Source organism: Leuconostoc sp. JNUCC 76, from assembly GCF_053667755.1.
In genome coordinates, this window is the sequence record NZ_CM132206.1 from 1305893 (window position 1) to 1330398 (window position 24506).

At 35.6% G+C, this 24506-nt stretch carries 26 protein-coding genes and 1 riboswitch; of the genes, 7 read left to right on the top strand and 19 right to left on the bottom strand.

Annotation, left to right across the window (positions count from 1 at the left end; genetic code table 11):
- Position 1: 1 nt before the first annotated feature.
- The 5 genes from JNUCC76_RS06580 to JNUCC76_RS06600 all read right to left on the bottom strand — a co-directional run bounded on the left by JNUCC76_RS06580 (position 2) and on the right by JNUCC76_RS06600 (position 4249).
- Positions 2-817: an SPFH domain-containing protein gene (locus JNUCC76_RS06580; RefSeq protein WP_011679943.1), complete on the bottom strand. Its 816-nt coding sequence runs from the start codon at positions 815-817 to the stop codon at positions 2-4.
- Between the two features lie 11 nt (positions 818-828).
- Positions 829-1176, bottom strand: coding sequence for a toxin-antitoxin system HicB family antitoxin (locus JNUCC76_RS06585; RefSeq protein WP_454153605.1), 348 nt, complete (start codon positions 1174-1176; stop codon positions 829-831).
- Between the two features lie 102 nt (positions 1177-1278).
- On the bottom strand, positions 1279-1482 hold the full coding sequence (locus JNUCC76_RS06590) for a CsbD family protein (protein WP_011679945.1): 204 nt from the start codon (positions 1480-1482) through the stop codon (positions 1279-1281).
- A gap of 1132 nt (positions 1483-2614) precedes the next feature.
- The gene (locus JNUCC76_RS06595) at positions 2615-2797 is read right to left on the bottom strand and encodes a hypothetical protein (RefSeq protein ID WP_454153607.1); all 183 of its coding nucleotides are present in this window, start codon (positions 2795-2797) and stop codon (positions 2615-2617) included.
- 993 nt (positions 2798-3790) lie between these two features.
- Positions 3791-4249: a GNAT family N-acetyltransferase gene (locus JNUCC76_RS06600; RefSeq protein ID WP_454153609.1), complete on the bottom strand. Its 459-nt coding sequence runs from the start codon at positions 4247-4249 to the stop codon at positions 3791-3793.
- A 910-nt stretch (positions 4250-5159) separates the two neighbouring features.
- Between JNUCC76_RS06600 and JNUCC76_RS06605 the strand changes: the two genes are divergently transcribed.
- The 3 genes from JNUCC76_RS06605 to JNUCC76_RS06615 all read left to right on the top strand — a co-directional run bounded on the left by JNUCC76_RS06605 (position 5160) and on the right by JNUCC76_RS06615 (position 6715).
- Positions 5160-5489 (top strand): S24 family peptidase, encoded by a 330-nt coding sequence (locus tag JNUCC76_RS06605; protein WP_454156543.1) that lies wholly within the window; start codon positions 5160-5162, stop codon positions 5487-5489.
- Positions 5490-5554: 65 nt separating this feature from the next.
- Positions 5555-6289, top strand: coding sequence for a DUF4352 domain-containing protein (locus JNUCC76_RS06610; RefSeq protein WP_454153611.1), 735 nt, complete (start codon positions 5555-5557; stop codon positions 6287-6289).
- A gap of 219 nt (positions 6290-6508) precedes the next feature.
- Positions 6509-6715 (top strand): hypothetical protein, encoded by a 207-nt coding sequence (locus tag JNUCC76_RS06615; RefSeq protein ID WP_454153613.1) that lies wholly within the window; start codon positions 6509-6511, stop codon positions 6713-6715.
- 179 nt (positions 6716-6894) lie between these two features.
- Here the strand turns inward: JNUCC76_RS06615 and trmB are convergent, their stop codons facing one another.
- The 3 genes from trmB to JNUCC76_RS06630 are packed head-to-tail and all read right to left on the bottom strand — an operon-like array spanning position 6895 to position 9583.
- The gene (gene trmB / locus JNUCC76_RS06620; protein ID WP_454153615.1) at positions 6895-7554 is read right to left on the bottom strand and encodes a tRNA (guanosine(46)-N7)-methyltransferase TrmB; all 660 of its coding nucleotides are present in this window, start codon (positions 7552-7554) and stop codon (positions 6895-6897) included.
- Positions 7555-7566: 12 nt separating this feature from the next.
- On the bottom strand, positions 7567-8853 hold the full coding sequence (locus JNUCC76_RS06625) for an ABC transporter permease (protein ID WP_454153617.1): 1287 nt from the start codon (positions 8851-8853) through the stop codon (positions 7567-7569).
- Entirely contained in the window at positions 8843-9583 is a 741-nt protein-coding gene (locus JNUCC76_RS06630; RefSeq protein ID WP_454153619.1) for an ABC transporter ATP-binding protein, read from the bottom strand. The genes JNUCC76_RS06625 and JNUCC76_RS06630 overlap by 11 nt, the downstream gene beginning before the upstream one ends.
- Before the next feature lie 162 nt (positions 9584-9745).
- Between JNUCC76_RS06630 and JNUCC76_RS06635 the strand changes: the two genes are divergently transcribed.
- From JNUCC76_RS06635 to JNUCC76_RS06645, 3 genes are read left to right on the top strand one after another with little or no spacing between them, the layout of a single operon-like run.
- Positions 9746-10168, top strand: a complete 423-nt coding sequence (locus JNUCC76_RS06635; RefSeq protein ID WP_454156544.1) for an HIT family protein — start codon at positions 9746-9748, stop codon at positions 10166-10168.
- A 34-nt stretch (positions 10169-10202) separates the two neighbouring features.
- The gene (locus JNUCC76_RS06640; protein WP_454153621.1) at positions 10203-10445 is read left to right on the top strand and encodes a hypothetical protein; all 243 of its coding nucleotides are present in this window, start codon (positions 10203-10205) and stop codon (positions 10443-10445) included.
- A gap of 55 nt (positions 10446-10500) precedes the next feature.
- Positions 10501-11502 carry a peptidyl-prolyl cis-trans isomerase gene (locus tag JNUCC76_RS06645; protein ID WP_454153623.1) on the top strand — a complete coding sequence of 334 codons (1002 nt, stop codon included), beginning with the start codon at positions 10501-10503 and terminating at the stop codon, positions 11500-11502.
- A gap of 77 nt (positions 11503-11579) precedes the next feature.
- On the opposite strand, the gene JNUCC76_RS06650 is transcribed toward JNUCC76_RS06645, so the two are convergent.
- Genes JNUCC76_RS06650 through JNUCC76_RS06680 form a run of 7 tightly spaced genes read right to left on the bottom strand, consistent with a single transcriptional unit; the run spans position 11580 to position 18387 of the window.
- Complete coding sequence (locus JNUCC76_RS06650; RefSeq protein WP_454153625.1) at positions 11580-12785, bottom strand: MFS transporter; 1206 nt, start codon at positions 12783-12785, stop codon at positions 11580-11582.
- A gap of 11 nt (positions 12786-12796) precedes the next feature.
- Positions 12797-13978 carry a pyridoxal phosphate-dependent aminotransferase gene (locus JNUCC76_RS06655; protein ID WP_454153627.1) on the bottom strand — a complete coding sequence of 394 codons (1182 nt, stop codon included), beginning with the start codon at positions 13976-13978 and terminating at the stop codon, positions 12797-12799.
- 30 nt (positions 13979-14008) lie between these two features.
- Positions 14009-14947: a D-isomer specific 2-hydroxyacid dehydrogenase family protein gene (locus JNUCC76_RS06660; RefSeq protein ID WP_454153629.1), complete on the bottom strand. Its 939-nt coding sequence runs from the start codon at positions 14945-14947 to the stop codon at positions 14009-14011.
- A gap of 18 nt (positions 14948-14965) precedes the next feature.
- Positions 14966-15688: an amino acid ABC transporter ATP-binding protein gene (locus JNUCC76_RS06665; RefSeq protein WP_454153631.1), complete on the bottom strand. Its 723-nt coding sequence runs from the start codon at positions 15686-15688 to the stop codon at positions 14966-14968.
- The gene (locus JNUCC76_RS06670; protein WP_454153633.1) at positions 15681-16340 is read right to left on the bottom strand and encodes an amino acid ABC transporter permease; all 660 of its coding nucleotides are present in this window, start codon (positions 16338-16340) and stop codon (positions 15681-15683) included. The genes JNUCC76_RS06665 and JNUCC76_RS06670 overlap by 8 nt, the downstream gene beginning before the upstream one ends.
- 11 nt (positions 16341-16351) lie before the next feature.
- A complete protein-coding gene (locus JNUCC76_RS06675) occupies positions 16352-17188 on the bottom strand; it encodes a basic amino acid ABC transporter substrate-binding protein (RefSeq protein WP_454153635.1) in 837 nt (278 codons plus the stop codon).
- Between the two features lie 2 nt (positions 17189-17190).
- Entirely contained in the window at positions 17191-18387 is a 1197-nt protein-coding gene (locus JNUCC76_RS06680; protein WP_454153637.1) for a trans-sulfuration enzyme family protein, read from the bottom strand.
- Between the two features lie 320 nt (positions 18388-18707).
- On the opposite strand from JNUCC76_RS06680, the gene JNUCC76_RS06685 reads away from it, so the two are divergent.
- Entirely contained in the window at positions 18708-19613 is a 906-nt protein-coding gene (locus tag JNUCC76_RS06685) for a LysR family transcriptional regulator (protein ID WP_454153639.1), read from the top strand.
- Positions 19614-19891: 278 nt separating this feature from the next.
- Here JNUCC76_RS06685 and JNUCC76_RS06690 read toward each other — a convergent pair whose 3' ends face one another.
- The 4 genes from JNUCC76_RS06690 to dnaG form a co-directional block, all read right to left on the bottom strand.
- Entirely contained in the window at positions 19892-20629 is a 738-nt protein-coding gene (locus JNUCC76_RS06690) for a 3-oxoacyl-ACP reductase (protein ID WP_454153641.1), read from the bottom strand.
- Positions 20626-21183, bottom strand: coding sequence for a QueT transporter family protein (locus JNUCC76_RS06695; RefSeq protein ID WP_454153643.1), 558 nt, complete (start codon positions 21181-21183; stop codon positions 20626-20628). Before JNUCC76_RS06695 ends, JNUCC76_RS06690 begins: the two co-directional genes overlap by 4 nt.
- A 6-nt stretch (positions 21184-21189) precedes the next feature.
- Positions 21190-21235: riboswitch (PreQ1 riboswitch) on the bottom strand.
- A 21-nt stretch (positions 21236-21256) separates the two neighbouring features.
- On the bottom strand, positions 21257-22555 hold the full coding sequence (rpoD, locus tag JNUCC76_RS06700; protein WP_011679963.1) for an RNA polymerase sigma factor RpoD: 1299 nt from the start codon (positions 22553-22555) through the stop codon (positions 21257-21259).
- Positions 22556-22604: 49 nt separating this feature from the next.
- Positions 22605-24467: a DNA primase gene (gene dnaG / locus JNUCC76_RS06705; RefSeq protein ID WP_454153645.1), complete on the bottom strand. Its 1863-nt coding sequence runs from the start codon at positions 24465-24467 to the stop codon at positions 22605-22607.
- Positions 24468-24506 lie beyond the last annotated feature (39 nt).

Below are 24506 nucleotides of genomic sequence, written 5' to 3' on the forward strand. Positions count from 1 at the left end.
TTCATTTAAGTCCTTTTTCTAGTAATTTCCCAGCAACTGGTATTTGACCCAATTGATCTAATTCCTGACCATTCACAACTACCAAATTACTAGATGATTCAGCCAACGTTGAGAAAGCATTGATTGACTGGTTTTGGAAATACTTATCATCAGCACCAGCTAAACCAGCCTGAACAGTGTCAATACGATACTTTTCAGCTTCAGCACGAGTTTTCGTGGCATCAGCTTCAGCCTTGGCAGTAGCCATCAATGCATCGTTTTTAGCTTTTGTTGTCAATTCAATTGAACGTGCTTCCCCTTCAGCCTTAGCAATGGTAGCAACTCGCTCACGATCTGCAGTTAATTGCTTATCCATTGCTTCTTGAATCGAAGCAGAAGGACGTAATTCATCAATATTGATACGATCAACATTGATACCGTATGTATTCGTTAAATCACCAATGGCATCCGCTAATTGGACGTTAATTTTGGTTGTAGAACCTAGCGCTTCGTTTAACTCCATGCGACCAATAATATCACGTAAGTGTCCACGCACAAGTTGTGCCATAGATTCAACTGAATCCGTGTTTTCGTACATATATTTAACTGCGTTAGTTACATGATAATTTAAAGTAACACTTGCCTTAATATCAGCGTTATCGGCAGTAATCACCGAGTAATCAGGCAAACGCAGTGGGCGCATAGCCAAACTCACCTTACGAATTGTTTGAAAGAACGGTACATAAAAATGTAATCCCGCCTCTCTTCGAGCACGATATTTTCCCAATGTCTCCACAAGCCCCGCATTATTCTGCGGAACAATCTTAAAAAAAAGCATAACTTCTCCCTCTAATCTTTCATGATTTGTCGTAATGTCAATATATTCCCGTTTGCCTCGAGAATCACGTAATCTTCATCACTTTTAGCAACAGCACTATTATCAATCAAATATCGATAATAGATACCAGAAACGTTGACTAAACCGCTCTTAATGTCAATATCTTTACCTGGAATGACCTGACCCACAAATTGACGGTCTTCAAAGTTGCTTGGATGATAGTTAGCCATCAATAATTGGGTAATGTAATTATTCAATGACCTCCCCTCCTTGCTGGCCTGTTCCGCCAAAAACTCATGCAGTTTTGGATCAATTCTTAATGGTATGTTGCCTGACTTCATGTTTTTTTCTTTAACCATATCTTTATGATATCATAATTAAATCATTTTGCAATTATTAAATTGATTTTACATAATAAAAAGCGCTTAACTACCAAGAGTTAGGCGCTTTTTATTTGTTAATTACTTTTTATCGTTCTTTAAATTGTCAATACTATCTTTGACAGCGTCTTTAGCTTCTGTTACGGCATCCTTAGCTTTTCCAAACAGGCCTTGTGCCTTACCTTCTGCTTCACGCTGCTTATCACCGGTAACCTTGCCCTCAACTTCTTTTGCTTTACCAGCAACCTTGTCCTTAGCATTATCAAACTTTTCTTCAACTGACATAGAATACGTTCTCCTTGAAATTTATTTGATGTTACAAGTTCATTGTAACATTTCTAATAAAAAATGACAGTGAAAAAGAACCACTAGAGAAGTTAGACGTGGTTCTTCACATTGGGAGTTGTGATTTTCGGGATAATTGAAAACCACATATTTATTCTATGCTTATATAGACGCTAAAACAACGATTTTCCCTAGTCAATTAACTACCTTATGTTCAAAAAAACCACGTGGCATGAGCGGACGCGTGGTTTAAAGATTAGAGTTCTGGTTTCCGTGGCAAATAACAAATCGAAAACCATACACACATTTTAGTTTGATTTATGGCACAATACAATAGCAATTGCTGAGCAATATCATTTAGTTTGTTCAAAAATAATTTTATTTTAATTCTTGATTTTCCAGATGTTACACACTGGCCATTTTATACACAAATCATTAGCTGATAGTTGAAAAGACATTTTGCGAGTTCTGATTGACGTAGATATCCCAATTCAGTCGAATTATTATTTGTTTAAATAGTATTGACAATGAGAAAAATTTCGTTATTCACATATGTACGATGCCCCCGAAGGGAAGAAGCAATACATTTTGGGAGTGTATTTAATAATTTCTAGGGACATCTTACCTAAATGTTAGCACGCTAATTACATTTTCTCTAGCAATAACACTTATAATAACTGGTTAAACGTTCGACAATACATCAATTAGAATTTAATACACAATAAAATGCCCAACCTGAGTTTCGGGATAAAACATACAAATGATTGGGCATTTGATAATGTATAAATAACATTACAAGACTAGTATAATGGATCAATAATTTAAAAACATGAAATATGTTAACTTTATTAACAAAATAAATACCGACCAGAATGTCTCTTCTAGCCGGTATTCTTTGAACTTTGAAATGAGTTTCACTCAAAATAAATTCTTCCCCATTTGTAAAGCATATCATGAAACATCGATAGAAAATTCAATTGTTTATTATTAAAATTAACTTATTTAATTCAAATTTAAATGTTATTTTAAATGAATAGGAGTTCATTTTTCATCAATGTCATTAATAAAATTAAAATTGTCGTAGTAAATATTTTCTAACGTTTCTATTGCATAACCTTAATTTTTTCGCATCTTAAGCCGTGATTCGCCCTATCTCCTCATTAACATACGGCATATTAAGAGGCAAAGCTGTTTCCCCTATAATTTCTTTGTTGGGCTCAAAACTATATTTTGCATAGTTCTTTTCTCGCACATCTTGCCAAATATCAGCATAAGTAAACTTTTTATCAGTAATACTAGCCTCAACTGTTTTCATAATTTTCCGTGGATAGATGATCTTTGTTTTGTGAAACAGGACGTTTGATTTCTTTTTTGAAAGAATACAAATATCCTTTTATATCAATCTGAATCTTTGTATCATATGAACGGTAAAAGAAACCCACAAAAATAGCAATTATCGACCCTAAACCACTCAATCAGCAAGTGGTCCTATTTCAATTGCTATTAAAATCATCATAGTATATAGTTCCCAATAGATAGCAAAAAAAGCATCCGAAGATACTTTTAAGTGATCCAAACAACGGTGTTATGATTTTGTATATTAATCAAGTTTCAGGAAATTACATAGTACGTTTGAATCACCACGAGCTAAATATTAGCATACTAATCCTATCTTGTCACTAATATATTTGTACGGTACCAACAATTGAAAATATAATAGTCTTTATAAAAACGCCTTGATTATTAAGAATCCTTAGGTATTTTTTTCTGGTTGCAAGCTCTTGGTAATAAAAAACAAGACTTAATCCTCACTCAAGAAAAAGCCTTGCAAACTCAGTAATTCTCGGCTTACCAAGCTTAATGATATACATTTATGAATGAATATCATTAAGTAAACATTTTTTGAAAACGCTTACTTAATGATTATATACAATTCTAATATGATTGGCAATAATTAATTTGCTTAGTTTTTTATGTGATTAATTATTTCAATTTCTTCAACGGTTATTGGTATTCCTACTTTATTTTTCATTTCATTTCCTCAATCACTTCATTTAGCTCTTGTAGTCAATCTTCCTGTTCTCCAATACCTTTGACCTAACCTGAATACGTGAGCGCTCATGTCATGCAATGAAAAGGTCCAATTTGCATATATGTTTTAGGTTCGCAAATTGGACCATGTATTTTTATGTACGCAATCACCTGAAAACCGCCAAAGAACTTAATGTGATTAGGCATACAACGTGGATATAAAAAAACAGCCGTCAGAGCCTACCTGTTAACATCTGAGTGATGGCTGCACGTTGTTTTAAAAGTAATTAGGTAAATACTTAGTATTAATTTTAGTTTCATTAGGATAATACATTAACTTGCTATCATCATGAACCTGTAACTTTTGATCTACTACAGCAAATCCTATTTTTTCATAGTATGAAGGGCTGATATCACTCCAAAGGAAGTAAGTATCGGCCTCATTTTTGGCCAGTACCTTTTTTATCAAAAGCGCCCCATAGCCTAGTTTTCGTTTTTCACTTTTAGTTGCTAATGATCCAATACCAATAACCTTATCCGAAATATTGTACAAAATACAAGAACTGACATTTTCTCCATCAACATTGAGAACATACCATGTACCAGACTTATATTTTGTAGAGGTTCTACACTCAATTAAATAATCAGAGTATAGACTCCCCTCACCCCATGCATCGTAGCCCATAGAATATATTTCATCTAAATCATTTGAAACTGCTTTAATTAACTTTTCCACGTATAATTATTTCCACCTTACATAATTTAGATTTAGTATATCATACATAGATTTGTATTCGTTTAGACTTATGCTTTTCCCGAAGTCATATGCAACGTCGCCTTTGGTTGGTGCGATAACCCTGATGGATAATTATCAACAATACAATTATTGCGCTGTTTTTAGGTCGAAAACTATCTAAAAACTCGCATGTTTTCACTGCTCTGAGTCACCCACAGGCTGATAAGCAAACACCGACTTTCGATATATCTGTTTAATCTTCTGAAAGTCTCTGTGGCACCGGCGCTTTCTTCCTTAGTGAGTATCTTCAAGAAGTTAGACATACACCACTTGTCACAGATAAAAGATTATAACACATAACCGCTCTGTTCTTAACTATTCGTAGTCTCTTCTCATTTTTTCAAGGTTATTTAGCATAACTTTTCCCTTAGATACGAATTTTCGTACGTCGAACGTAAAATTATTTGTGCTATTTTCTTAAGCACAAATACATTGTATACGAAAATTCGTATTTATTTTCATTGTTATGCGATTTTTGTATGTTACGATATTGATATAGAGAATTTCTTATGAGTAAAGAAATATACCTCAAAAACTTAGTTGAATCCAAATTTGGTAATGTTAGATACTTTGCCGAACAAATAGAAATCCCCATACAACTGTGCGTTCAATATTGGAGCGTGGAATTTTCAATGCCAAAATGGGAAATATCATTAATATATGTAAAGGTTTGAAAATAATACCAAAATAACTTTGAGGATTCGGTAATATCACAAATTAATAAATTAGCTATTCAGCTTCATAAAGATAAGTAAGACAAAGTTTACCACTTTACTGAACAACAATATATTGAACAAAATAACTTTGTTGAGTTATCTACTAAAATAATGAAATCATAACATTAGGAGCCATTTCAGCAGGCACTGGCGAGTATTTTGACGACGGGTATAAAGAAACTGTTACATATAACGAAGAAATCCTAGGCCATGATTTCGCTGTTGTCGTTAATGGTGACTCTATGGAACCAACATTCGAAACCAAGCAAGTCATCTTTGTTAAAGAAACTAAAGAAGTTCGTAACGGTCAATTCGTTATTGCTGACTATGATCATCAAGTTTACGTCAAGAAATTCATGCGTGATGAGAATGGCTGTCGATTAGTTTCACTAAACAAAAAATACAAAGACTTACCAATTAACGATGAATACAAAATGTCAATATTTGGTGTCGTTGTATTATAAACCGCTGTGCGGTGTACATATTATGTGCTAAGCAATCACACTAAAAGGTTTGAGGAGATTGAGAGATGAAAGAAAGAAAAGTATTGGGTATACTTTCTATTGTTTTTGGCGGTTTAGGACTTTTGTTATCATGGATTCCTATAGTAAATAATTTTGCGTTCTTCCTAGGCATAATTTCATTGGTATTAGGAGTTATCGCATTAGTGATCAACAGAAAAAATAAAAAGGTACTTTCTATTATTGGAACTGTTTTATCTGTAACTACTATTATTATAGTTATAGCAACACAAGGTTTGTATGCTAATTCATTAGACAAGGCTACAAAGTCATACAATAAAGAAGTAAAGAAAATTGATAGTTCATCTAGTTCTGAAGATCAGTCGTCTAGCGCTTCATCTAGTTCAAATACTAAAAAGAACTTTAAAGTTGGAGAAACAGCTTCAATAAGTGGAGTTGAATATACAGTTACTAAAGTTTCATATTCAAACGGAGACGGCGACATGAACGTACCTGATAGTGGTAAGCAGTATGTCTTCGTAGACGTTACTATAAAAAACAACTCGGATAAAGATTATGAGTATAATCCTTTAGACTTTCAATTAAGCAACAACGGTAATAAGACCGATAATGATTATGTTGACGATGATTTTGTTCAGAACCAATTTACATCTGGAACATTAAGCCCAAATGCAAGTTACAGTGGCACATGGGTAGGACAATCAGGTTCTGAAGGAAATCTATCTTTCACTTATAAAGGTTCATTGTCAGATACTTCTGATTTTGAATTTCAATTACGTTAATAAATGCCCTTTTGGGCGTACATACTTTTTTAATATTATTTGGTAAACGATTAACATTTTGTGCTAAGCAACCACATTAAAAAGCTTTAGGAGAGATATAGTGTTTATTGCATTATTTTTAATACCGTGTTTAGTATTTTTATTTTTGTTAGTAAGGTTACATGAAAAAAGCGAAGCAAAGCATTTGATTTCCCAAAAAAGCCTAAAATCTATTTGACTTTGTCTATCGTATTTCTATTACTTACTATTATTTCGATACCTTTTAGTGCAAGAAGTTCGTCCTCTGAACAGTCTCACAAATCACCTAGTTCTGTCAGTGATGATGATGTTTCCGGAGATAATTCTGAATCTTCTGATAACTCCAAAGCACAGCAATCGATTATGTTTCAAAAAGGCTTGGCCATGAAAATACTCGCATCACATTAGATGTTTACGCTCACATATTGAAAGAAAAGGAACAGGAACAAGACCAGATGGCATTGACCTTTTTATCTTTAAGTCCCCAAATGTCCCCAGACAGCAAAAACAACGCCTAAATTAGACGCTGTTTTTTATTTATATAATACTCTGTAACATTTATATAATACTCTGTAACCCTTGTTGCTCTAAAAGTGAGCCTTAATCTTATAAATTGGTTGACCTTTAGCCATAAACTTTTGTTCATACTCGGTCTCAACGTTACCTTGTACCTTGTCTTCATCAGCATGCAAGTCCAGCGTGTAGTCTTCTGGAGTCCATCGCATGCCATAGTCCATGAAGCTAACCATCGAATACTCAAATAAATGACGATTATCTGTTTTGAATTCAACTTCGCCATGTTCTGGCAAAACTGCTTCATAAGATTTCAAGAATGACTTATACGTTAATCGACGAGATTCATGACGCTTTTTTGGCCAAGGATCAGAAAAGTTCAAGTAAACTTTGCTAACTTCACCTTTTTCAAAATAAGTCTCAACACCATTGCCATTACCATAAATATAACGTAAGTTTGGCAATGTGCCGACCTGATCAAAACTCTTACGTGCTGCGATGGCAATCGCCGTCTCTTGAATTTCCATGCCAATATAATTGATTTCCGGATGTGCCAAGGCCATGCCAAGAATAAACTGTCCCTTACCAGAACCAATCTCCAAATTTATTGGTTGTTCTTGGTCAAATAATGATTGCCACTGTCCAATTTGTGCTGTTGCACGATCTTGATCAATCACTATATCTGAATGCTCAGCCAGCCAATCGCTAGCCCAAGGTTTTGAGCGTAAATGCATAAAATTTCTCCGTTACTTTTTCATTTTTTTAATCATATATGGAATATAACTTTTTTGTAGCCCAATAGTAACTACAATCAACAATACAAATAATAACAATATCCGTTGTAACGAGTCACTTGTCACGGCTACCGTAACAATCAACAATGTGCAAACAATGTAGTTCACTAATCTATGTACCTGAATAAATGCGCTCTGTTTCTGAGAATTGGTGATTGGCATTAAACGCGTCCAAATTTTCTTTTGCGTATCTGAAAATAGTGGCAATAACTGAAAATTCACAAGATATACTGTCAATGCACCAACTACAGCAACTAACCAATCGGGTGCAGTCTGTAACACACCTACGATAATCATTCCCACAATTATTAATCTAAGAACCAAAGGCAATATTTCCGTGTCTCGCGCTAAACGTGTCCAATATAATCGCAACATTGCTGGTTTGTTCTTTATCAAACGTTGTAGACAAAAGTCTAGATAACGACGTCTTTTAATTGATTTAGGTTGATTGGGTATTTCAGCAAAAAGCGCAAAAAAGTGCAATACCCGTTGCTTTTGTTGTTGTGCCTGTTGTGTTGCGATGGCCCAGTTAATTGCGAATGAGTTTGCCTTATGATTGTTGATATGAAAATAGTAAGCAGTTACTAACATCAATACCAACCAAGCACTCATCAAAATATATACTTGCATCTGGGTCAATATAAGAATAAATTCTAAGAAAATGCTAGGCAATAAAACACGAAAGAGAAGCCTCTCAGCTGTTGAATTTGCTTCAAATATCGTAATCGTTTGCACTCGTTGCTTCAAGAATAATTTATCTCGTTCAAATAACAATAGCAGCAACTTGTAACTAATTGCAAAAATCAACAAAGAACTAATTCGTAACAAACCGTTGACATAAATTCTCAATAGCATTGGTATAATAGCACCAACAAAAACAGCTTGCCATACGCTGGCATATAAAATACTCAAATTTACAGAACGCGTCAAATATTTTTTGATAATTTCCGAGTCGTTCCCCAGTAAGTAAAGCCTATCTGCTGGCTTGAAGTACGTAATTAAATCACCTATCTGTAGTCCTATTAGTAACCACGTAATGATGATTATTTGCCACCAATTAGAGCGCCAAAACATCATCGACTGTGGCGTACTGAGCAGTTCGCGATAAGCAAGTACAGCACCACCTAAAGCAATAATCAAAAAAATCACAAAATGATCATTAAATAACAATCGCAGATATTTAGCACATGTCCGCTGTTCGTCTCGAAAGCGTCGCCAAAATAAATCGCTAGCTTTCATTAGCTAACTCCTTTTGCATTAAATCAAACAAATCATCAAGATGATCAACTGTTAACTGATTTTCTTCTGCTAAAGCGGAAGGTGTGCCCACGAAACGTACTTTACCGTCATGTAAAACAACAAACCTGTCCACAAATGATGCTGCCGAAGCTAATAAATGAGTTGTCATCAAAATACTATTCCCAAGTTTTGCTTGTTCTCTCATCAAAGATACAACGTCTCTTTGCGCCAATGTATCTAATCCCAAAAAAGGCTCATCAACAATTAGCAATGGGGCATTCAACATAAATGCAGACACAAGCATTACTTTTTGTCGCATTCCCTTAGAAAAATGGATTGGTAGCCAGTTTAGCTTATCCTCTAATCTAAACATGGTTAATAATGACACAACATGTTCCCAAGTATTCTCATTGTCTTTTTCATGCGCCGCTAGCATCAAATGTAAATGTTCACCTAACGTCAATTCGTCATACAATATTGGTTGTTCGGGAATATATGCAAGTTGTGATTTAAAGGCTGTTGGTTCTGATACTATATTAGTATCATTAAGAACTATTGATCCCATTTGAGGCTGCAGTTCTCCGATAATGTGATTAATTGTCGTTGATTTTCCAGCACCATTTAGACCAATTAGAGCAACGATTTCACCATTAGGCACGTCAAAAGAAATATTTTTCAATATATTATTGCCCGCGTACCCGCCAGATATATTGTTAATTTTTAATCCCATACATCTATTATAGCAAGCATTACATGATATTTGTATGAAATCTATAAATATAGATAATGACCGTTTCTTTTCAATTTGTTTACTAAAAATAACACTTCATTTTTGTTATATAACCTTATTTGTTATAATGAAAAGTAACAAATGGAAACGGAGATTATTACATTGGATATTTTTGACAAAATTATTGCAGGTGAAATACCAAGTTATAAAGTTTATGAAGATGAAGACGTTCTCGCTTTTTTGGATATCTCACAAGTAACCCCTGGGCATACACTAGTTGTACCAAAGAAAAACGTTGATAACATTTTTGACTATGATGATGATACTGCCAAAAAAGTTTTGTTGAAATTGCCTGTCATTGCACGCGCCATAAAAGCCAGTGACGACAAAATTACAGGTCTCAATATCCAATCAAACAACGGCCCTTCTGCTGGTCAAACCGTTATCCATTCTCACTGGCACCTAATCCCTCGTTATGATGATGATAATCTAAATAGTGTGTTAGCACCAACTATTGATAACAGCGCTCATTTTTCACCGGAACAATATCAAGCCATTGCTGATAGTATTGCTTCGCAATTTTAAAACATCCGACGTAACGATGTTTGGGAGAAATAATATGAAATTATTTGATCAATTCAAAAATCTCATCACGAATATAAAAGAAATAACAGCTTTGCTCAAACAACTCCAGTTACAACAGCATGAATTAACAGAACAAATAAAAGAGATGCAGAGTGTTTCTGAAGATATTCAGTCAGACATCGAAAAAATGAATTTCAAAAATCAACCACATATTTCACGTATTAATGAAGCTACTGAGCATTTAAATACTGAATTATCTAAGTTTAAAGCGCATTAGATTCATTTATGGTAAAATACTTAGTATTGTATCTAGAAAAGGAAAGTATTATCACATGCGAAAATTTATTTGGGGGCTTCTCGTCGTTGTTTTTGTCGGCGGACTGGTCTTTCTTGGTTTTAACTCGTCAAAAACATTAATGACTTCAAAAGTTGGTAAAATTACTGAAAAGCAGTTTTACGAAGATATCAAAACATCATCAGCTGGTCAGCAAGAATTTGCTAATATGGTTATTAATAAAGTTCTGTCAGCCGAATATGGTGATCAAGTTTCTGACACAGATGTACAAAACGCCTACGACGCGCAAAAAGCGCAGTATGGTTCATCATTTAAGTCTGTTTTGGCATCTAACAATACAACTGATGCCCAGTTCAAAAAGAATATCAAAAATAATCTGATTATCAATGCTGCCATCAAGGCTAATTATAAGGTGACTGATAAGCAACTAAAAACTGCTTATAAGAATTACCACTCAGACACGACGATTTCAATGATTACAGCTAAGAATGAAGCGAAGGCTAAAGAAGCAATTGCCGCATTGAAGAATGGTGATAACTGGAATACGGTTTACAAAAAGTATTCTACAGATAGTACTTATAAATCATCAAATGGTAAAATGCCAGCGTTTAACTCAACAAACACAAGTATCGACTCAGCTGTGCAAACTGCAGCATTCAAGCTCGACAAAGTTGGTGACTATTCAACGGAACCTGTAACTGGTACAAGCGGCAGTTACTATGTCATTAAATTGAATAAGAAAACAACAAAGCCTTCAATGAGTAGCTTGCGTAGTACCTTATCAACTCAGATAGTAACTGACTTTATTAATGATTCAAACAACACCAGCGAAATACAAGCCATTGTCGGAAAGATTTTGCGTAAAAACAATGTTAGTGTTAAAGACAGCGATTTGAAAACTGCTTTGAATGCCTATCTAACGGCTGGTATTTCTTCTTCAAGTTCTTCAAGTTCTTCAAGTTCTTCAAGTTCTTCAAGTTCTTCAAGTTCTTCAAGTTCTTCAAGTTCTTCAAGTTCTTCAAGTTCTTCATCAAAATAACTGCTGAATCATTTATTGTCAATGATTGTGCAAAAAAAACGATCTAATTGCTTAGATTGTTTTTTTATACCAATTTTTTATGTAGTGTCCGTTAAATTACCCAATCCTCTTTTTTGCAATAATATGTAGCTGATTATTAAGGCACCACTAGCAATATAAAATAGATTATTCAGCGACATAAATTGACTCAGGTATGCACCAAGAATAGATCCAGCTAGACTACCAAGTGATTGCGCCGATAAACTCATACTAAAAACCGTACTCAATCGATTACTAGCTTTTGACAATAATACTTGTATCATTGGCGTCATACCAGCGTTAGCAATCCCAATTAAAAACCTTAGTCCTGCAAAAATAATTAAACTGGTGGTCATGCCAAGCAAAGCATAAATTATTATTGCTGTGAGTTCACACAACTTAAGTATTTTCAGAGCACCAAAATGGCTACTCATTTTGCCAACAAAGGTTGCAAATACAGCTGTTGCGACACCTGGCAAAGCAGAAACTATACCCGTCATGATAGTCAAATAATGCTCTGAAAATAACAAATATTTAATCATCAAACTAACATACGGAATTATGCTACTTTCCACAAACTGAATTAGCATGGTAGCACTCAGCAATATTAAGATTGGTACAGTCCAAACGCTTTCCTTGTTAGATGAAACTAATTTTTCTGTCGGATTTGCATTGATTTTCTGAAAGTTTTCTTTAATACCATAAAAACTGATGAAAGCTACGAATAACAAAATTATACCTGTAATAAAAAAGGTCATCCTAATACTAAATATTGTAGCGAGCAAGCCGCCAATTAGAGGACCCATTAACCCGCCAATAATATATCCCGTGGACAACTTACTAATAACTACGGATCGCTCCTCAAGTGGCGTTTCAGCAGCAATTAAGGCAATTACACTGGGTGTATAACCATCAAAAAGCCCTTGACAAAGACGGAGAATAATAATCTGCCAAATATTCGTCACACAACTCAATAAGATGATTATAATCCCCATCCCTGCCGCTGTGCGAAGCAGCATTGGTTTTCGCCCGTGTTGATCTGCAATTTTACCCCAAATTGGTGAGACTAATATCACAACTAAATACGAAGCCGCATATGAAATACCGGCATAAAAACTAACTTTTGCCTGATTAAAATGACTAATTTGCATGATATAAAGAGCCAAAAAAGGCATGGCTTCACTAAATGCCATGCCCGCCATAAATGTTCCTATCCATGCTATCTTGAAATTTCTAATTCTTTGATCACTTTTGATTTGCCCCACACTTCCACCTCTTAACTGAGGCTTTTTTGATTGTTTAATGTAGACACGGCAACTTGAAACCTGTCCAAAGCTTCTTTTAGAATTGATAAATCCATTGCATAGGAAATTCGAATAAACCCTTCACCAAATTCAGTAAAAGCGGAGCCATGAACAACAGCCAAATCTACTGTTTCTATTAGAAACTTCACGAAGTCCAATGAAGTCATGCCAAACTTATCAATATCTGCAAAGACATAAAATGTTCCCTCTGGTTTAATATAGCTAATACCAATTTCATCTAATCGTTTCAGAACATAGTCTCGCCTTTCTCTAAATATGGGCACGATTTCAGACGGGTTATCACGATCAACTGTTAAAGCTGTCATTGCAGCTTCTTGAGAGATACTTGAGGCACAGCCAACACCAGTTTGATGGATTTTATATAATTCGTGAATTAAAGACTCTGGCCCTAATAAATAACCAATGCGCCATCCCGTCATACTGTGCGATTTAGATAAACCGTTTAATACTAGGGTTCTTTCCTTCATATCGGGCACACTTGCAATCGATGGTGCGAAATCTTGATCGTAGACTAAACGATTATACACGTCATCTGTCAACACATATAAATCATGCCTCTTGATGACATTAGCTAATTTTGCTAACTCTTGAGACGATAAAACAACACCACTCGGATTATTCGGATAATTGAGTATAACTAATTTACTTTTCTCACTAATTACCTCCTCTAATTGATTTGGTAATAGCCTAAAATTACTCGATCGTGTATCAACAACTACTGGAACACCTCCTGCTAAAGTAACGGCTTGTGTATAAGCAGTATAACCAGGTGAAATAAGAATGACTTCATCACCAGGATTAACTAGTGCTCTGATTGCTAGGTCAATGCCTTCACTTGCACCAACTGTCACTAGTACCTCTGTAACAGGATTATAAGGTTCACTATAAAATTCTTGCGCGTACTCAGTGATGATTCTTCTAAGTGCTAATATACCCATATTATCAGTATATTTTGTATGATCTTGTTCAATAGCTTTAATGCCGGCTTGCTTGGTAGCAAATGGTGTTGGTAAATCAATTTCACCAACTGTCAGTTGAATGACTTCGTTTACCGGCTTTTTTATAAAATTAGAAACCAAACGAATACCTGACAGTCCCGTATTATGAACATTTTTATTAATATTTTTTGTCATTAATAGCGTACCTTTCATCCCCTAATTGTGCTAATTTAATCTGTATATCGGCTTTTGATTGTCAAAAAAACCAAGAACACTTGCCACTACTTTTTCAGCAGTCAAGTATTCGGACTCTTCTGTATTGGCACCAATATGTGGTGTAATCACAATTTGATCATGATTCAATAAAGGACTAGCTGTTTTTATGGTCTCATAACTTGTTGTGTCTAGACCTGCACCTGCTATTTTTCCAGTATTTATTGCCTCAACCAACGCTTCTTCATCCACTAAAGCAGCTCGTGCTGTATTAATTAGAATAGCATTCGTTTTCATCTTTGAAAACGCTTCATGATTTAAAATACCACTTGTTTCTGGTGTAGCAGGAATATGTAACGATATGATGTCTGATTGTGCTAGTAATGTGTCATACGATACAAATTGACCATAAAGCGTGTCTCGCTTTGTTCGACTATAAATCAATACTTGCGCACCAAAACCATGCAATATTTTTTCTACATTTTGCGCAATTTGACCATACCCGATGAGTCCTATTATTTTCCCAGATAAATTATGACCCATTAAACTTGCTGGATATGTTAATGCCTCACCTTTTTGCACGCTATTGGCTGCTTGGTTGACCTTGCGCAAAACTGTTAATATCAAAGTAACAGCCAATTCCGCAACAGCAATAGCATTTGCACCGGGTGTATTTGTCACCCACACACCGTGTTGAGTAGCTGATTCCACCGGAATGTTATCATATCCTACACCACGACGTGCGATTAGTTTTAGATTTGGCAAGACATCAAACCAATTCTCGTCAAATACCATGTCAGTCATAACAATGACCGCTGCCTCGTAAGCTAAGGACAATAATTTTTTTTCATCGTAATTTGGGCTATGCGATAAATCATATCCTGCACTGGTAAATTTTTGAATAGCAACTTCGTGTAAATCACCTACAATGTGTATGCGTTTTCCTGACATATATGATCCCTCAATTTTTCATAATACTTTTCCTAAAAATTCCTTTGTTCTGACATTCTGTGGATCTCCAAATATCGCATTTGGAGATCCTTCTTCAACGACCACACCATCGGCCATAAAAATAACTTTATTAGCTATTTCTCTGGCAAAACCCATTTCATGAGTCACTACGATCATGGTCATACCCTGCTTAGCTAAATCCTTCATTACTTCAAGAACATCATCAACCATTTCTGGATCTAAGGCCGAAGTTGGCTCGTCAAACAATAAGTATTTAGGATGCATCGCAAGCGATCTCGCTATTCCTACACGTTGCTGTTGCCCGCCAGACAAAGATTTAGGATAAGCATTAACTTTGTCAGATAATCCGACTAATGCCAACAGTTTTTTTGCCTCTTCATTGGCCTCATCAACACTCAAGTGCTTCACGCGTTTAGGCGCTAATGTTATGTTTTCCAATACAGTTAAATTTGGAAACAAATTAAAATGTTGAAAAACCATTCCCATCTTGGATTGAATACTGGAAATATCATTATTTTCATCTGTTATATCTTCACCATCAACATGGATGTACCCACTTGTTGCAACATCTAAGTGATTGATAAGTCGTAGCAATGTTGATTTACCAGATCCTGATGGTCCAATGATAACAACAACTTCATTTTCTGGCACTTCTAAGTTAATGTCTTTTAAAACATCATTGGTGCCAAATTGTTTCGAAATGTGTTCTACTTTAATCATTTTGCGCCATTTTCCTTTCCCATAGTTTCATTAGTCGACTTGCTGACAAGGTCAAAATCAAATATAGTACGGCAACTGTGAGATACGGCGTCCAAACGACATAGTATTGTGCATTCATAGCTTGAGCCCAATACGTAATTTCTGGTGCGGATATTGCTGATACCAAAGATGAATCTTTGATTAAACTAATAAATTCGTTTCCTAATGCTGGTATCACTATTTTTATGGCTTGCGGCACTATGATAAAACGCATCGTATCAAATTGAGACAAACCTAATGTTCTGGCTGCCTCACGTTGTCCTTCAGAAATGGATTGAATACCTGAACGGAATGTTTCAGCTATGTAGGCCGCTGCGTTCAGGGACAAGGAGAGAGCACCAGCTATATATGGATTAGAATGTCCAAAAATTGCCGGTACAACACCAAAGTTGGTAATCAAAATTTGTACAAATAATGGTGTGCCACGAAACAAACCAATATAGGTTTTAAATATTCCAGAAATAACGGGGTTTTTTGACATACGACCAAGTGCAATAATCAGTCCGAATATCGTTCCAAAAAGTACTCCACAAAGGGAAAATAGCAAAGTGTATAGTAAACCATGCATGAAAAATGGGGCATAATCTAAAATCATTTCATAACTAAAACTCATAGATCATCTCCTCATTGCTGCGACTTTATGACGTCAAGTGATGGCTTACTACCAAACCACTTTTCATAAATTTTTGTATATTTGCCATTGTCAATTATTTTTTTCAAAGCAGCATTATATGTTGAACGGTATTTTGAATTTTTAGAAAACATCAAACCAAAATATTCTGGTTCAAAATTTTTATCGTCATAAATCACTTTTAATTTGTATGAAGGATTACTTGCCACATACTTTTTAACAGTGGTTTCATCACCAATTGCAGCATCTGCTTGCCCATGAACAACCTGTAAAAATGTTGTACCTCCTTTGTCTTTGCTAATATTTGAACTATTCTTACCAAGAATTGATTCAGCAGCTTCCTCTCCGGTTGAACCCAGCTGAACTGCAACTTTTTTATTCTTGAGATCGGTTGCATTCTTAATTTCTGTGTCAGTTTTCTTAACAATGATTGCCTGTCGAGAAACGAAGTAAGGCTTTGAAAACGAATATGTTTTTTGACGATCTTTTGTAATTGTAATACCAGAAACAGCTGCATCAGCTGAACCAGAATTTAATTGTGTAAACATCGAGTCCCAACCAGTATTCTTGATTGTATACTGATAGCCCGCTTCTTTAGACAGAGATTTTAAGATATCTAAATCAAACCCTACAACCTTACCATTTTTTATGTATTCAAACGGGTTCCAGTTAGCATACGTTAATACTGATATTTTCTTTTCTGATTTATTTTTGGTGGTTGCTGAATGTCCCACCAATTTTATTGAGCCTATGACAATCCCTACAATAACGACACCTAAGACAATATACACAATGTTATTGTGTGATTTTTTTTGACGTGGAGCTACCATGTTTATTCACCATCCTCTAACTCTATCTGAGATAATGCATACTCAAAGTCATGAATTAAGTCTGCTTCATCCTCAATACCGACACTAATACGCAGTAGTTGGTCAGTAATACCAATCTTTGCTTTCTCTTCTTCTGGCGTATCATAGTGAGATGAGGATACTGGATGTGATATTGTCGTTCGTATGCCTCCAAGGGTCATGGCATACTTCGTCAAGTTTAGTTCCTGTAAAAACTTATTAATTGTTTGACGGTCGCCTTTTAATTCAAAACTCAACATTCCTCCATATTGGTTAGAAAATTGCGCTTTCGCTAAGTCATGTTGTGGATGGCTCTTTAAACCAGCGTAATAAACCTTGCTAATCAGCTGATGGTTTTCCAAAAATGTTGCTAATGACAAAGCATTACTTGACTGTTTTTTAACACGCAAGTCTAAGGTTCTGATACCACGTGTTGCTAACCATGAATCAAAAGGATCTCCTGTTGTACCTAGTAACACCTGAAGATTATAAATTTTTTCTATTATCTCAGCCTTAGCGCTAATTGATCCTAGTGTTACATCACCATGGCCATTTGCAAATTTAGTTAAACTATTAATCACAACATCTGCACCCTCAGTTAGTGCGTGAAATAAAACTGGCGTCATAAAGGTGTTGTCAACAATAAGATAGCTTTGGTGGCTATGCGCTAAATCTGCTAAGGACTTGATATCTGCAACTGTCATCATAGGATTGCTAACTGTTTCTGTATAAATAATTTGAGTGCTTTCATTTATAGCCGAAGCAACCTCATCTAAGTTTGTAATGTCAACAAAATTGACTGAAATTCCGAATTTACTTAGTGCCTTAAGAAAATCAATTGATTCACCATATAACGTTTTATCAGCCACAACGTGATCACCTGATGTCAAAAGTGCTAAGAATGTTGACGATATAGCGGACATACCTGTGTTCGTGATGACACTTTTTTCTGATTGCTCCAAGTATGTCATGAGTTCTGCAATTCCATCACGATTCGCATTATGGGACCTCGTATACGCATAACCTTTTCGATCATAAGTATTTTGTAGATCATCTAAATCTGCCACATTATGAGCTGTTGACAAATATAACGGCATCACTTCAGGATCTGTAACACGATTGGGGTCAATTTTATTCCCTTTGTACAATATGTTTGTATTTTGTTCATTTTTGTATGTCATTACGACAATACCTCCCTTAAAATAAAAATAAAAATGTACTAATTTGTATCAAAGTTCGTATTTACGGATCCGCTATTTGATATTGCAGTCTACTCTACATACTTATCTATTTTATTTCATTAGTTAAATTGCCTTTTTAAAATTATAATTTGTATAAGTTGCACAAATAACAACTTTTTTTCTAAAAAAAAATAGGCATACCCAAGTAGGTATACCTATTTTTAGAAAATCATTTACTCGCAATGTTTAAAGAATTTTATCTTGGTTCCACTGAATAAATGCTATAATCGATTAACAACTTTTTTGAAAGTGTGGTTCGTATGGAAATTAAGCAACTAGAATATTTTGTTACTGCCCATAACTGTGGTAGTTTGAGCAAAGCTGCCGCTAAACTGTATACAACTCAACCCAATGTCAGCAGGGTCATCAAACTTTTTGAACAAGAGTTAGGCTCTCCTCTGTTTGAACGAACTAGTAAAGGATTGAAACTAACAGCATATGGCAAATCAATTTATAGTTATGCTGAAAATATTTTAAAAAACGTGAATTTAATTACTGATACAAATTCTATATCAAGTAATAATAATTTTTCCGTAGCAACCTATCCCAGTAATATCATGTCATGGCTGTTAGTTGAACTATACGAAAAACACCCAGGTATGATCCTTTCTCACCAACAAGGTACCGTTGAAGAAATAACGACTCGAGTATCACAAGGATTCTCTGAACTAGGCATTCTATACGTTTCTCAAAACCAATTAAAGGCTTTTCGCCATATTATTTCTCACAAGAAACTAAAATTTATTGAGATTGAAAAAAGAGAGGCGTGTATTTATGTCGGACATAACAATCCGCTTTACAATAAAACCTCGATCTCTTTTGAAGAACTACTAAAATTAAAATTTGTCCGCGGATTAAATGACTTTTTCTCTATGGAACACCAATTGGAACAAGTTAATGTCGGTGGTTTCGCTACAGATACGCTACAACCAACTGTTTACACCAATAGCGAGCATCTTTTAACAAATATAATTTTAGAAACAGATGTCGTTGAACTAGGTATTAATATGGTTTCTCCTGGCCATAAACAATATGATATCAAAAATTTAAAAATTGAAGGAGAAGATGCCTACTTAACATTTGGTTATGTGATTCAGCAAGATCACAACCTCAGTCATAGCGCACAAGAACTACTAAAAAGTCTCGGAAAATTACTAAAGCCATAACATTTTGTTATGGCTTTTTACCTATAAACTGGTAATTGTTCTAAATAGTTATATCAGGTATAGTAATTGTATATTAATCATTCGAAAAAGGCCATTTTTGAATGAAGCCATCGTTATTCTTTAAAACTTCGAATTAGCGACAACCCAAACTCATGCAAAACTTCATCTGCCAGTAAATAAATATTATAATGCAAATACTCTTTAAATCGAATTTGTCTACCCTTATTAAATGTGACCTGAATTGACCATATTATATGGAAGAAAAAATTATTTTTTGTTCAATGTCCTAATGTCCAACCACCATCAATTGGTACCACTGTGCCATTAATATAGTCAGCTTGAGGGCTTGTCAAAAACATTGTTAAGTCAGCGACTTCCTGTGGTACAGCCCATCGCTTTGCGGGTGTTTGATTGGCAACTTGTTGGGCCATACTAGCATCATCAGCAAAATCTTTGGCATTCATTGGTGTTTTAATTGCTCCCGGCGCGATAGCATTAATATGTAATCCCTTTGAAGCGTAATCAAAAGCCAACTGCTTGGTATATCCAATAATTGCATGTTTACTGGTTGTATATGCCGCCCCACCCCCACCAGCAGTGAATCCAGCTATAGATGCCATGTTAATAATATGTCCATATCCAGCGGCAATCATCTTGGGTAATACCGCATTCGATAAAATAAACATCGGTGTTAAATTTGTATCCATCACCCGTTGCCAAGTATCCAAGTCAATGGTCAAAGATGGCTGATAATCATCTAAGATTCCTGCTGTATTCAATAGAATGTCAATTGAAACATTACTAGTTATGTGCTCCACCAACATTTCTAGTTTTTTGTGTTGTCTAATGTCAATTTGATACGTATGCAAATGTTTGTGTGTGTGCGTAATTTTTTCTTTGTCTAAAGCATACACTGTTGCGCCTTGAGACAAATAAGTTTTCAATTGCGAAAAACCGATGCCTGAAGCAGCACCGGTTAATAAAACATTTTTATTTGTATAATTTTGTTCAATCATTTGTCTAATTTAATAATCTTACTAAGTGCAAAAATCAAAATACCACCGACAATTAATGACACAATTTCTCCTGGCAAAACACTAATATAGTACGCCAACCATTGTGAAAAAAGACCGCCTGATGCGCCTGAAGAAAACGAACCACTGGCGCCGATATTAAAGGCAAATGTAAACTCTGCTGCTAAAATACCCATTCCCAATGTAGAAACTACAAAAGAGCTAATTAAAATTTTTACCAGTGTGTTTGTCACTTTCCGAGTCAAAAGATAGGTTACGGTAGTCATAATCAAGGTACCTGCAGTACCAAATATCCAATCAACCCAACCTAATGGCGACATGAGATTGGCGATAAAAACACCTAGCCCCAATGCCAAAATATATCGTTTATTCCACGCGGATAAGTGATTTAAGCCCTCAGATAAACGTAACTGAACTGGTCCAAATCCGATTGGTGCTATAACTAACGTGATTGCTGCATATAACGCAGCAACAATCGCTGTTAATGTGATATTTCTTGTGCGATTGCTTTGTCGCGCACCTAATGTTTTTTGCATAAGTAGTATCTCCTAGTTTTTTTAAGCGGGATGGTTGATGAACCGCTATTATTAAGTTTCAGAACACAATCAATTAATTTGTACTCTCATCCATGAAATCCTTCAATTGTTTTGAACGACTTGGATGACGTAACTTCCGTAACGCTTTTGCTTCAATTTGACGAATACGTTCACGTGTTACACCAAATACGCGGCCAACTTCTTCCAATGTACGTGTACGTCCGTCTTCTAATCCGAAGCGCAAACGCAAGACATTTTCTTCTCGATCAGTCAATGTATCCAAAACGGATTCCAATTGTTCCCTGAGCATTTCATATGCCGCAGAGTCAGCTGGAGAAACTGCCTCATTATCTTCGATAAAATCACCCAAATGAGAATCATCTTCTTCACCAATAGGTGTTTCAAGAGATACTGGTTCTTGAGCAATTTTTAAGATTTCACGTACTTTGTCGGCCGTCAAATCCATTTCAGCACCGATTTCTTCCGGAAGAGGCTCACGTCCCAAATCTTGTAGCAATTGACGCTGTATACGAATCAGCTTATTAATCGTTTCAACCATGTGGACTGGAATACGAATCGTACGCGCTTGATCGGCAATAGCACGTGTAATGGCCTGACGAATCCACCATGTAGCATATGTTGAGAACTTAAATCCTTTAGTATAATCGAATTTATCTACGGCTTTCATTAAGCCCATATTTCCTTCTTGGATTAAATCCAAGAATTGCATACCACGACCAACGTAACGCTTGGCAATCGAGACAACCAACCGTAAGTTGGCTTCTGCTAACTCTTGCTTGGCTTCAACGTCCCCATTTTCAATACGCTTAGCGATATCAATCTCTTCATTTCCCTTCAACAAATTGACACGGCCAATTTCTTTGAGGTACATACGCACTGGATCATTAATTTTAATACCAGCTGGGGTTTCCTCGGCTTCTGCTAACTCTTGATCAGTGGGTTTGTTTTGCTTGGCCTTTAACACTTCTGGCGCCGGATCACCATTGTCATCAACAATTGCTATACCGGCATCCTCAACTTTTTCCATCAGACGTTCGATGTTTTCTTCATCTAAGTTAAAAGGTTCAGCCAAACGCTTTGATAGTGCTGCATATGTTATTTGTTTTGCTGCTTTATACTCAGCAATTAATGCTTTAGTTGCCTTATCGTACTCAGGATTTTTTAGTGGACCAGACTTTTTGGCTGATTTAGGCTTTGAAGCTTTTCCAGCTGCTGCCGCTTGTTCAGGAGTCTTTCCTTGTGCCAAAGCTAATAATTCAGCTTTCTTTGCGCGACTATTATAAGCAATTTTTTGCTCATCAAGATAATCTTTAATATCTGAAATTTTACTTGAACTTGAAATAATTGTCATTTTTACTCCTATATTTTACAATGAGGCTATTTAATCAACATCTACTCGATTAATGTTGTCGTTTTTTTATGTTAATTAATTCAGTTGAAAGTTGAACTAGTTTGGCATCATCATGCTGTTGCTTAGCAATTTCAATTAGTTGTTTTAATTCCTGAACACGATTTGAAACAGGTGCTTCTTCCATAATTATACGCAAATAATCTTGAACCGCATCATTTTCGACCTTTATATCACCAAAACTGTGATCAATGGCCATAATTTTTTGATTCAAATTTGGTTTTTGTATAAAATCCATAAATTGAGCAATATCAAATGTCCCTAAATGATCTCGTTGATAAATTTCAGTCAGCATCATTAGCAATTGATACTCAGGATGAACAAAAGCAAATCCCGCTGTCGATTTAACACGTTCCAGTGTATACGGATCTTTAATCATTGCCATAATTAAAGCGCGCTCTGCCAACTCTACCTTTGAAATTTTTTGATATCGATTAGGTTCAACCGGAGAACCGAATTCATATTCAGGGGCCTTTGGGTTAAAGTCACTAACAACATGAGATGATTGCGAAACTGATTGATGACTATTTTGCCCTTTTACTGACTGCTTAGTTTGTTGTAGTTGTGCTTGTAGTGCTTGCTTTGATGTACCAAACTCATTTGCAATCCGAGTCAGCTGAATATCTTGTTCAACTGGTGTAGCTGTATATAAGATCTGCATGACTTCATGCAAGAACGCTAGATACTGCGCTTGATTACTTAGATTCTTACCATTTCTGGTTGCATTAACCAAGAACTCAATTGGTGTTAAAATGCTTTGATTAAGTGCCTTTTTTAAAACTGGTAATCCGCGCTGTATTCGAACTTCATCCGGATCAAGCAAGTCAGGAAGATGGACAACACCGACCTCTATATCTTTAGCATTACTTTTAAAGAGCTCAATTGAACGTCTTGCAGCATTTTGCCCCGCTTCATCACTATCATAAATAAGAAGTATTCTCTTCGCAATGCGTGAAAGCTGTCGGACATGATCAGGTGTTAGTGCGGTTCCCATGGTTGCAACACCAACTTTTTCATCGGCCATGTGTGCTGAAATAACATCCATAAATCCTTCAAAAATCATCGCCGTACCCGTTTGTCTAATGACATTTTTGGCTCGATCTAAATTATATAAGATACGTCCTTTAGTAAAAAATGGGCTTTCTGGACTGTTCATATATTTGATTGAATTTTCAGCGTCTAGTGCTCGGCCCGAAAAGCCAACAACTTGACCTCGTTCAGTTTTAATTGGCCAAACGATACGTCCTGAAAAACGATCACGCATGTCGCCACTCACACTATTCGTGATAAATAGCTCGGAAGTCATTAATATTTCATGAGATAAATTTTTCTCCTTCGCATAACTCAATAAAAGGTTATCGTCCGGAACAAAACCAATCCCAAATTCCTTAATAATGTCATCACTTAACTGCCTTTTATCATGTAGATAGGCTAGTGCCTGTTCACCAGAAGTGGTGTTAAGCAATGTATGCTGATACAATCGTTGCGCATCAGTATGTAGTTGATAGATTGCTTGTGTTGTACCATCAATTTGATTACCATTATTCGCAGAAATACTTGAGTCAATTGGAATATCAACACTTTCCGCTAATGACAAGATCGCCTCAGGATAGCTATATCCTTCCTTTTCCATAATAAAGGAGAAAACAGAACCAGAGCGACCACATGAAAAACAATTAAATACTTGCTTGTTTTCTTCAACAAATAAGGAAGGATGCCTGTCATCATGAAAAGGGCATGAACCCGTCCATTGTCGGCCTTTTTTTACCAATTGTGTGTACTGGCCGATAACATCAACGATATTTACTTTTGATCGCACATTATCAATAAAATCTTGCGGAATACGATTTGCCAATGGAACCACCTTTCAAACAATAAAAGTCGCAAACTATTT

Coding starts and splice junctions, on each gene's coding strand:
- JNUCC76_RS06690 (WP_454153641.1), bottom strand. CDS start 20,629: ATGATTGAACAAAATTATACAAATAAAAATGTTTTATTAACCGGTGCT.
- JNUCC76_RS06675 (WP_454153635.1), bottom strand. CDS start 17,188: ATGGTAGCTCCACGTCAAAAAAAATCACACAATAACATTGTGTATATT.
- JNUCC76_RS06660 (WP_454153629.1), bottom strand. CDS start 14,947: ATGTCAGGAAAACGCATACACATTGTAGGTGATTTACACGAAGTTGCT.
- JNUCC76_RS06680 (WP_454153637.1), bottom strand. CDS start 18,387: ATGACATACAAAAATGAACAAAATACAAACATATTGTACAAAGGGAAT.
- trmB (WP_454153615.1), bottom strand. CDS start 7,554: ATGCATTTACGCTCAAAACCTTGGGCTAGCGATTGGCTGGCTGAGCAT.
- JNUCC76_RS06630 (WP_454153619.1), bottom strand. CDS start 9,583: ATGGGATTAAAAATTAACAATATATCTGGCGGGTACGCGGGCAATAAT.
- JNUCC76_RS06655 (WP_454153627.1), bottom strand. CDS start 13,978: ATGACAAAAAATATTAATAAAAATGTTCATAATACGGGACTGTCAGGT.
- rpoD (WP_011679963.1), bottom strand. CDS start 22,555: ATGACAATTATTTCAAGTTCAAGTAAAATTTCAGATATTAAAGATTAT.
- JNUCC76_RS06640 (WP_454153621.1), top strand. CDS start 10,203: ATGAAATTATTTGATCAATTCAAAAATCTCATCACGAATATAAAAGAA.
- JNUCC76_RS06580 (WP_011679943.1), bottom strand. CDS start 817: ATGCTTTTTTTTAAGATTGTTCCGCAGAATAATGCGGGGCTTGTGGAG.
- JNUCC76_RS06665 (WP_454153631.1), bottom strand. CDS start 15,688: ATGATTAAAGTAGAACACATTTCGAAACAATTTGGCACCAATGATGTT.
- JNUCC76_RS06610 (WP_454153611.1), top strand. CDS start 5,555: ATGAAAGAAAGAAAAGTATTGGGTATACTTTCTATTGTTTTTGGCGGT.
- JNUCC76_RS06625 (WP_454153617.1), bottom strand. CDS start 8,853: ATGAAAGCTAGCGATTTATTTTGGCGACGCTTTCGAGACGAACAGCGG.
- JNUCC76_RS06670 (WP_454153633.1), bottom strand. CDS start 16,340: ATGAGTTTTAGTTATGAAATGATTTTAGATTATGCCCCATTTTTCATG.
- JNUCC76_RS06695 (WP_454153643.1), bottom strand. CDS start 21,183: ATGCAAAAAACATTAGGTGCGCGACAAAGCAATCGCACAAGAAATATC.
- JNUCC76_RS06585 (WP_454153605.1), bottom strand. CDS start 1,176: ATGGTTAAAGAAAAAAACATGAAGTCAGGCAACATACCATTAAGAATT.
- JNUCC76_RS06595 (WP_454153607.1), bottom strand. CDS start 2,797: ATGAAAACAGTTGAGGCTAGTATTACTGATAAAAAGTTTACTTATGCT.
- JNUCC76_RS06590 (WP_011679945.1), bottom strand. CDS start 1,482: ATGTCAGTTGAAGAAAAGTTTGATAATGCTAAGGACAAGGTTGCTGGT.
- JNUCC76_RS06645 (WP_454153623.1), top strand. CDS start 10,501: ATGCGAAAATTTATTTGGGGGCTTCTCGTCGTTGTTTTTGTCGGCGGA.
- JNUCC76_RS06685 (WP_454153639.1), top strand. CDS start 18,708: ATGGAAATTAAGCAACTAGAATATTTTGTTACTGCCCATAACTGTGGT.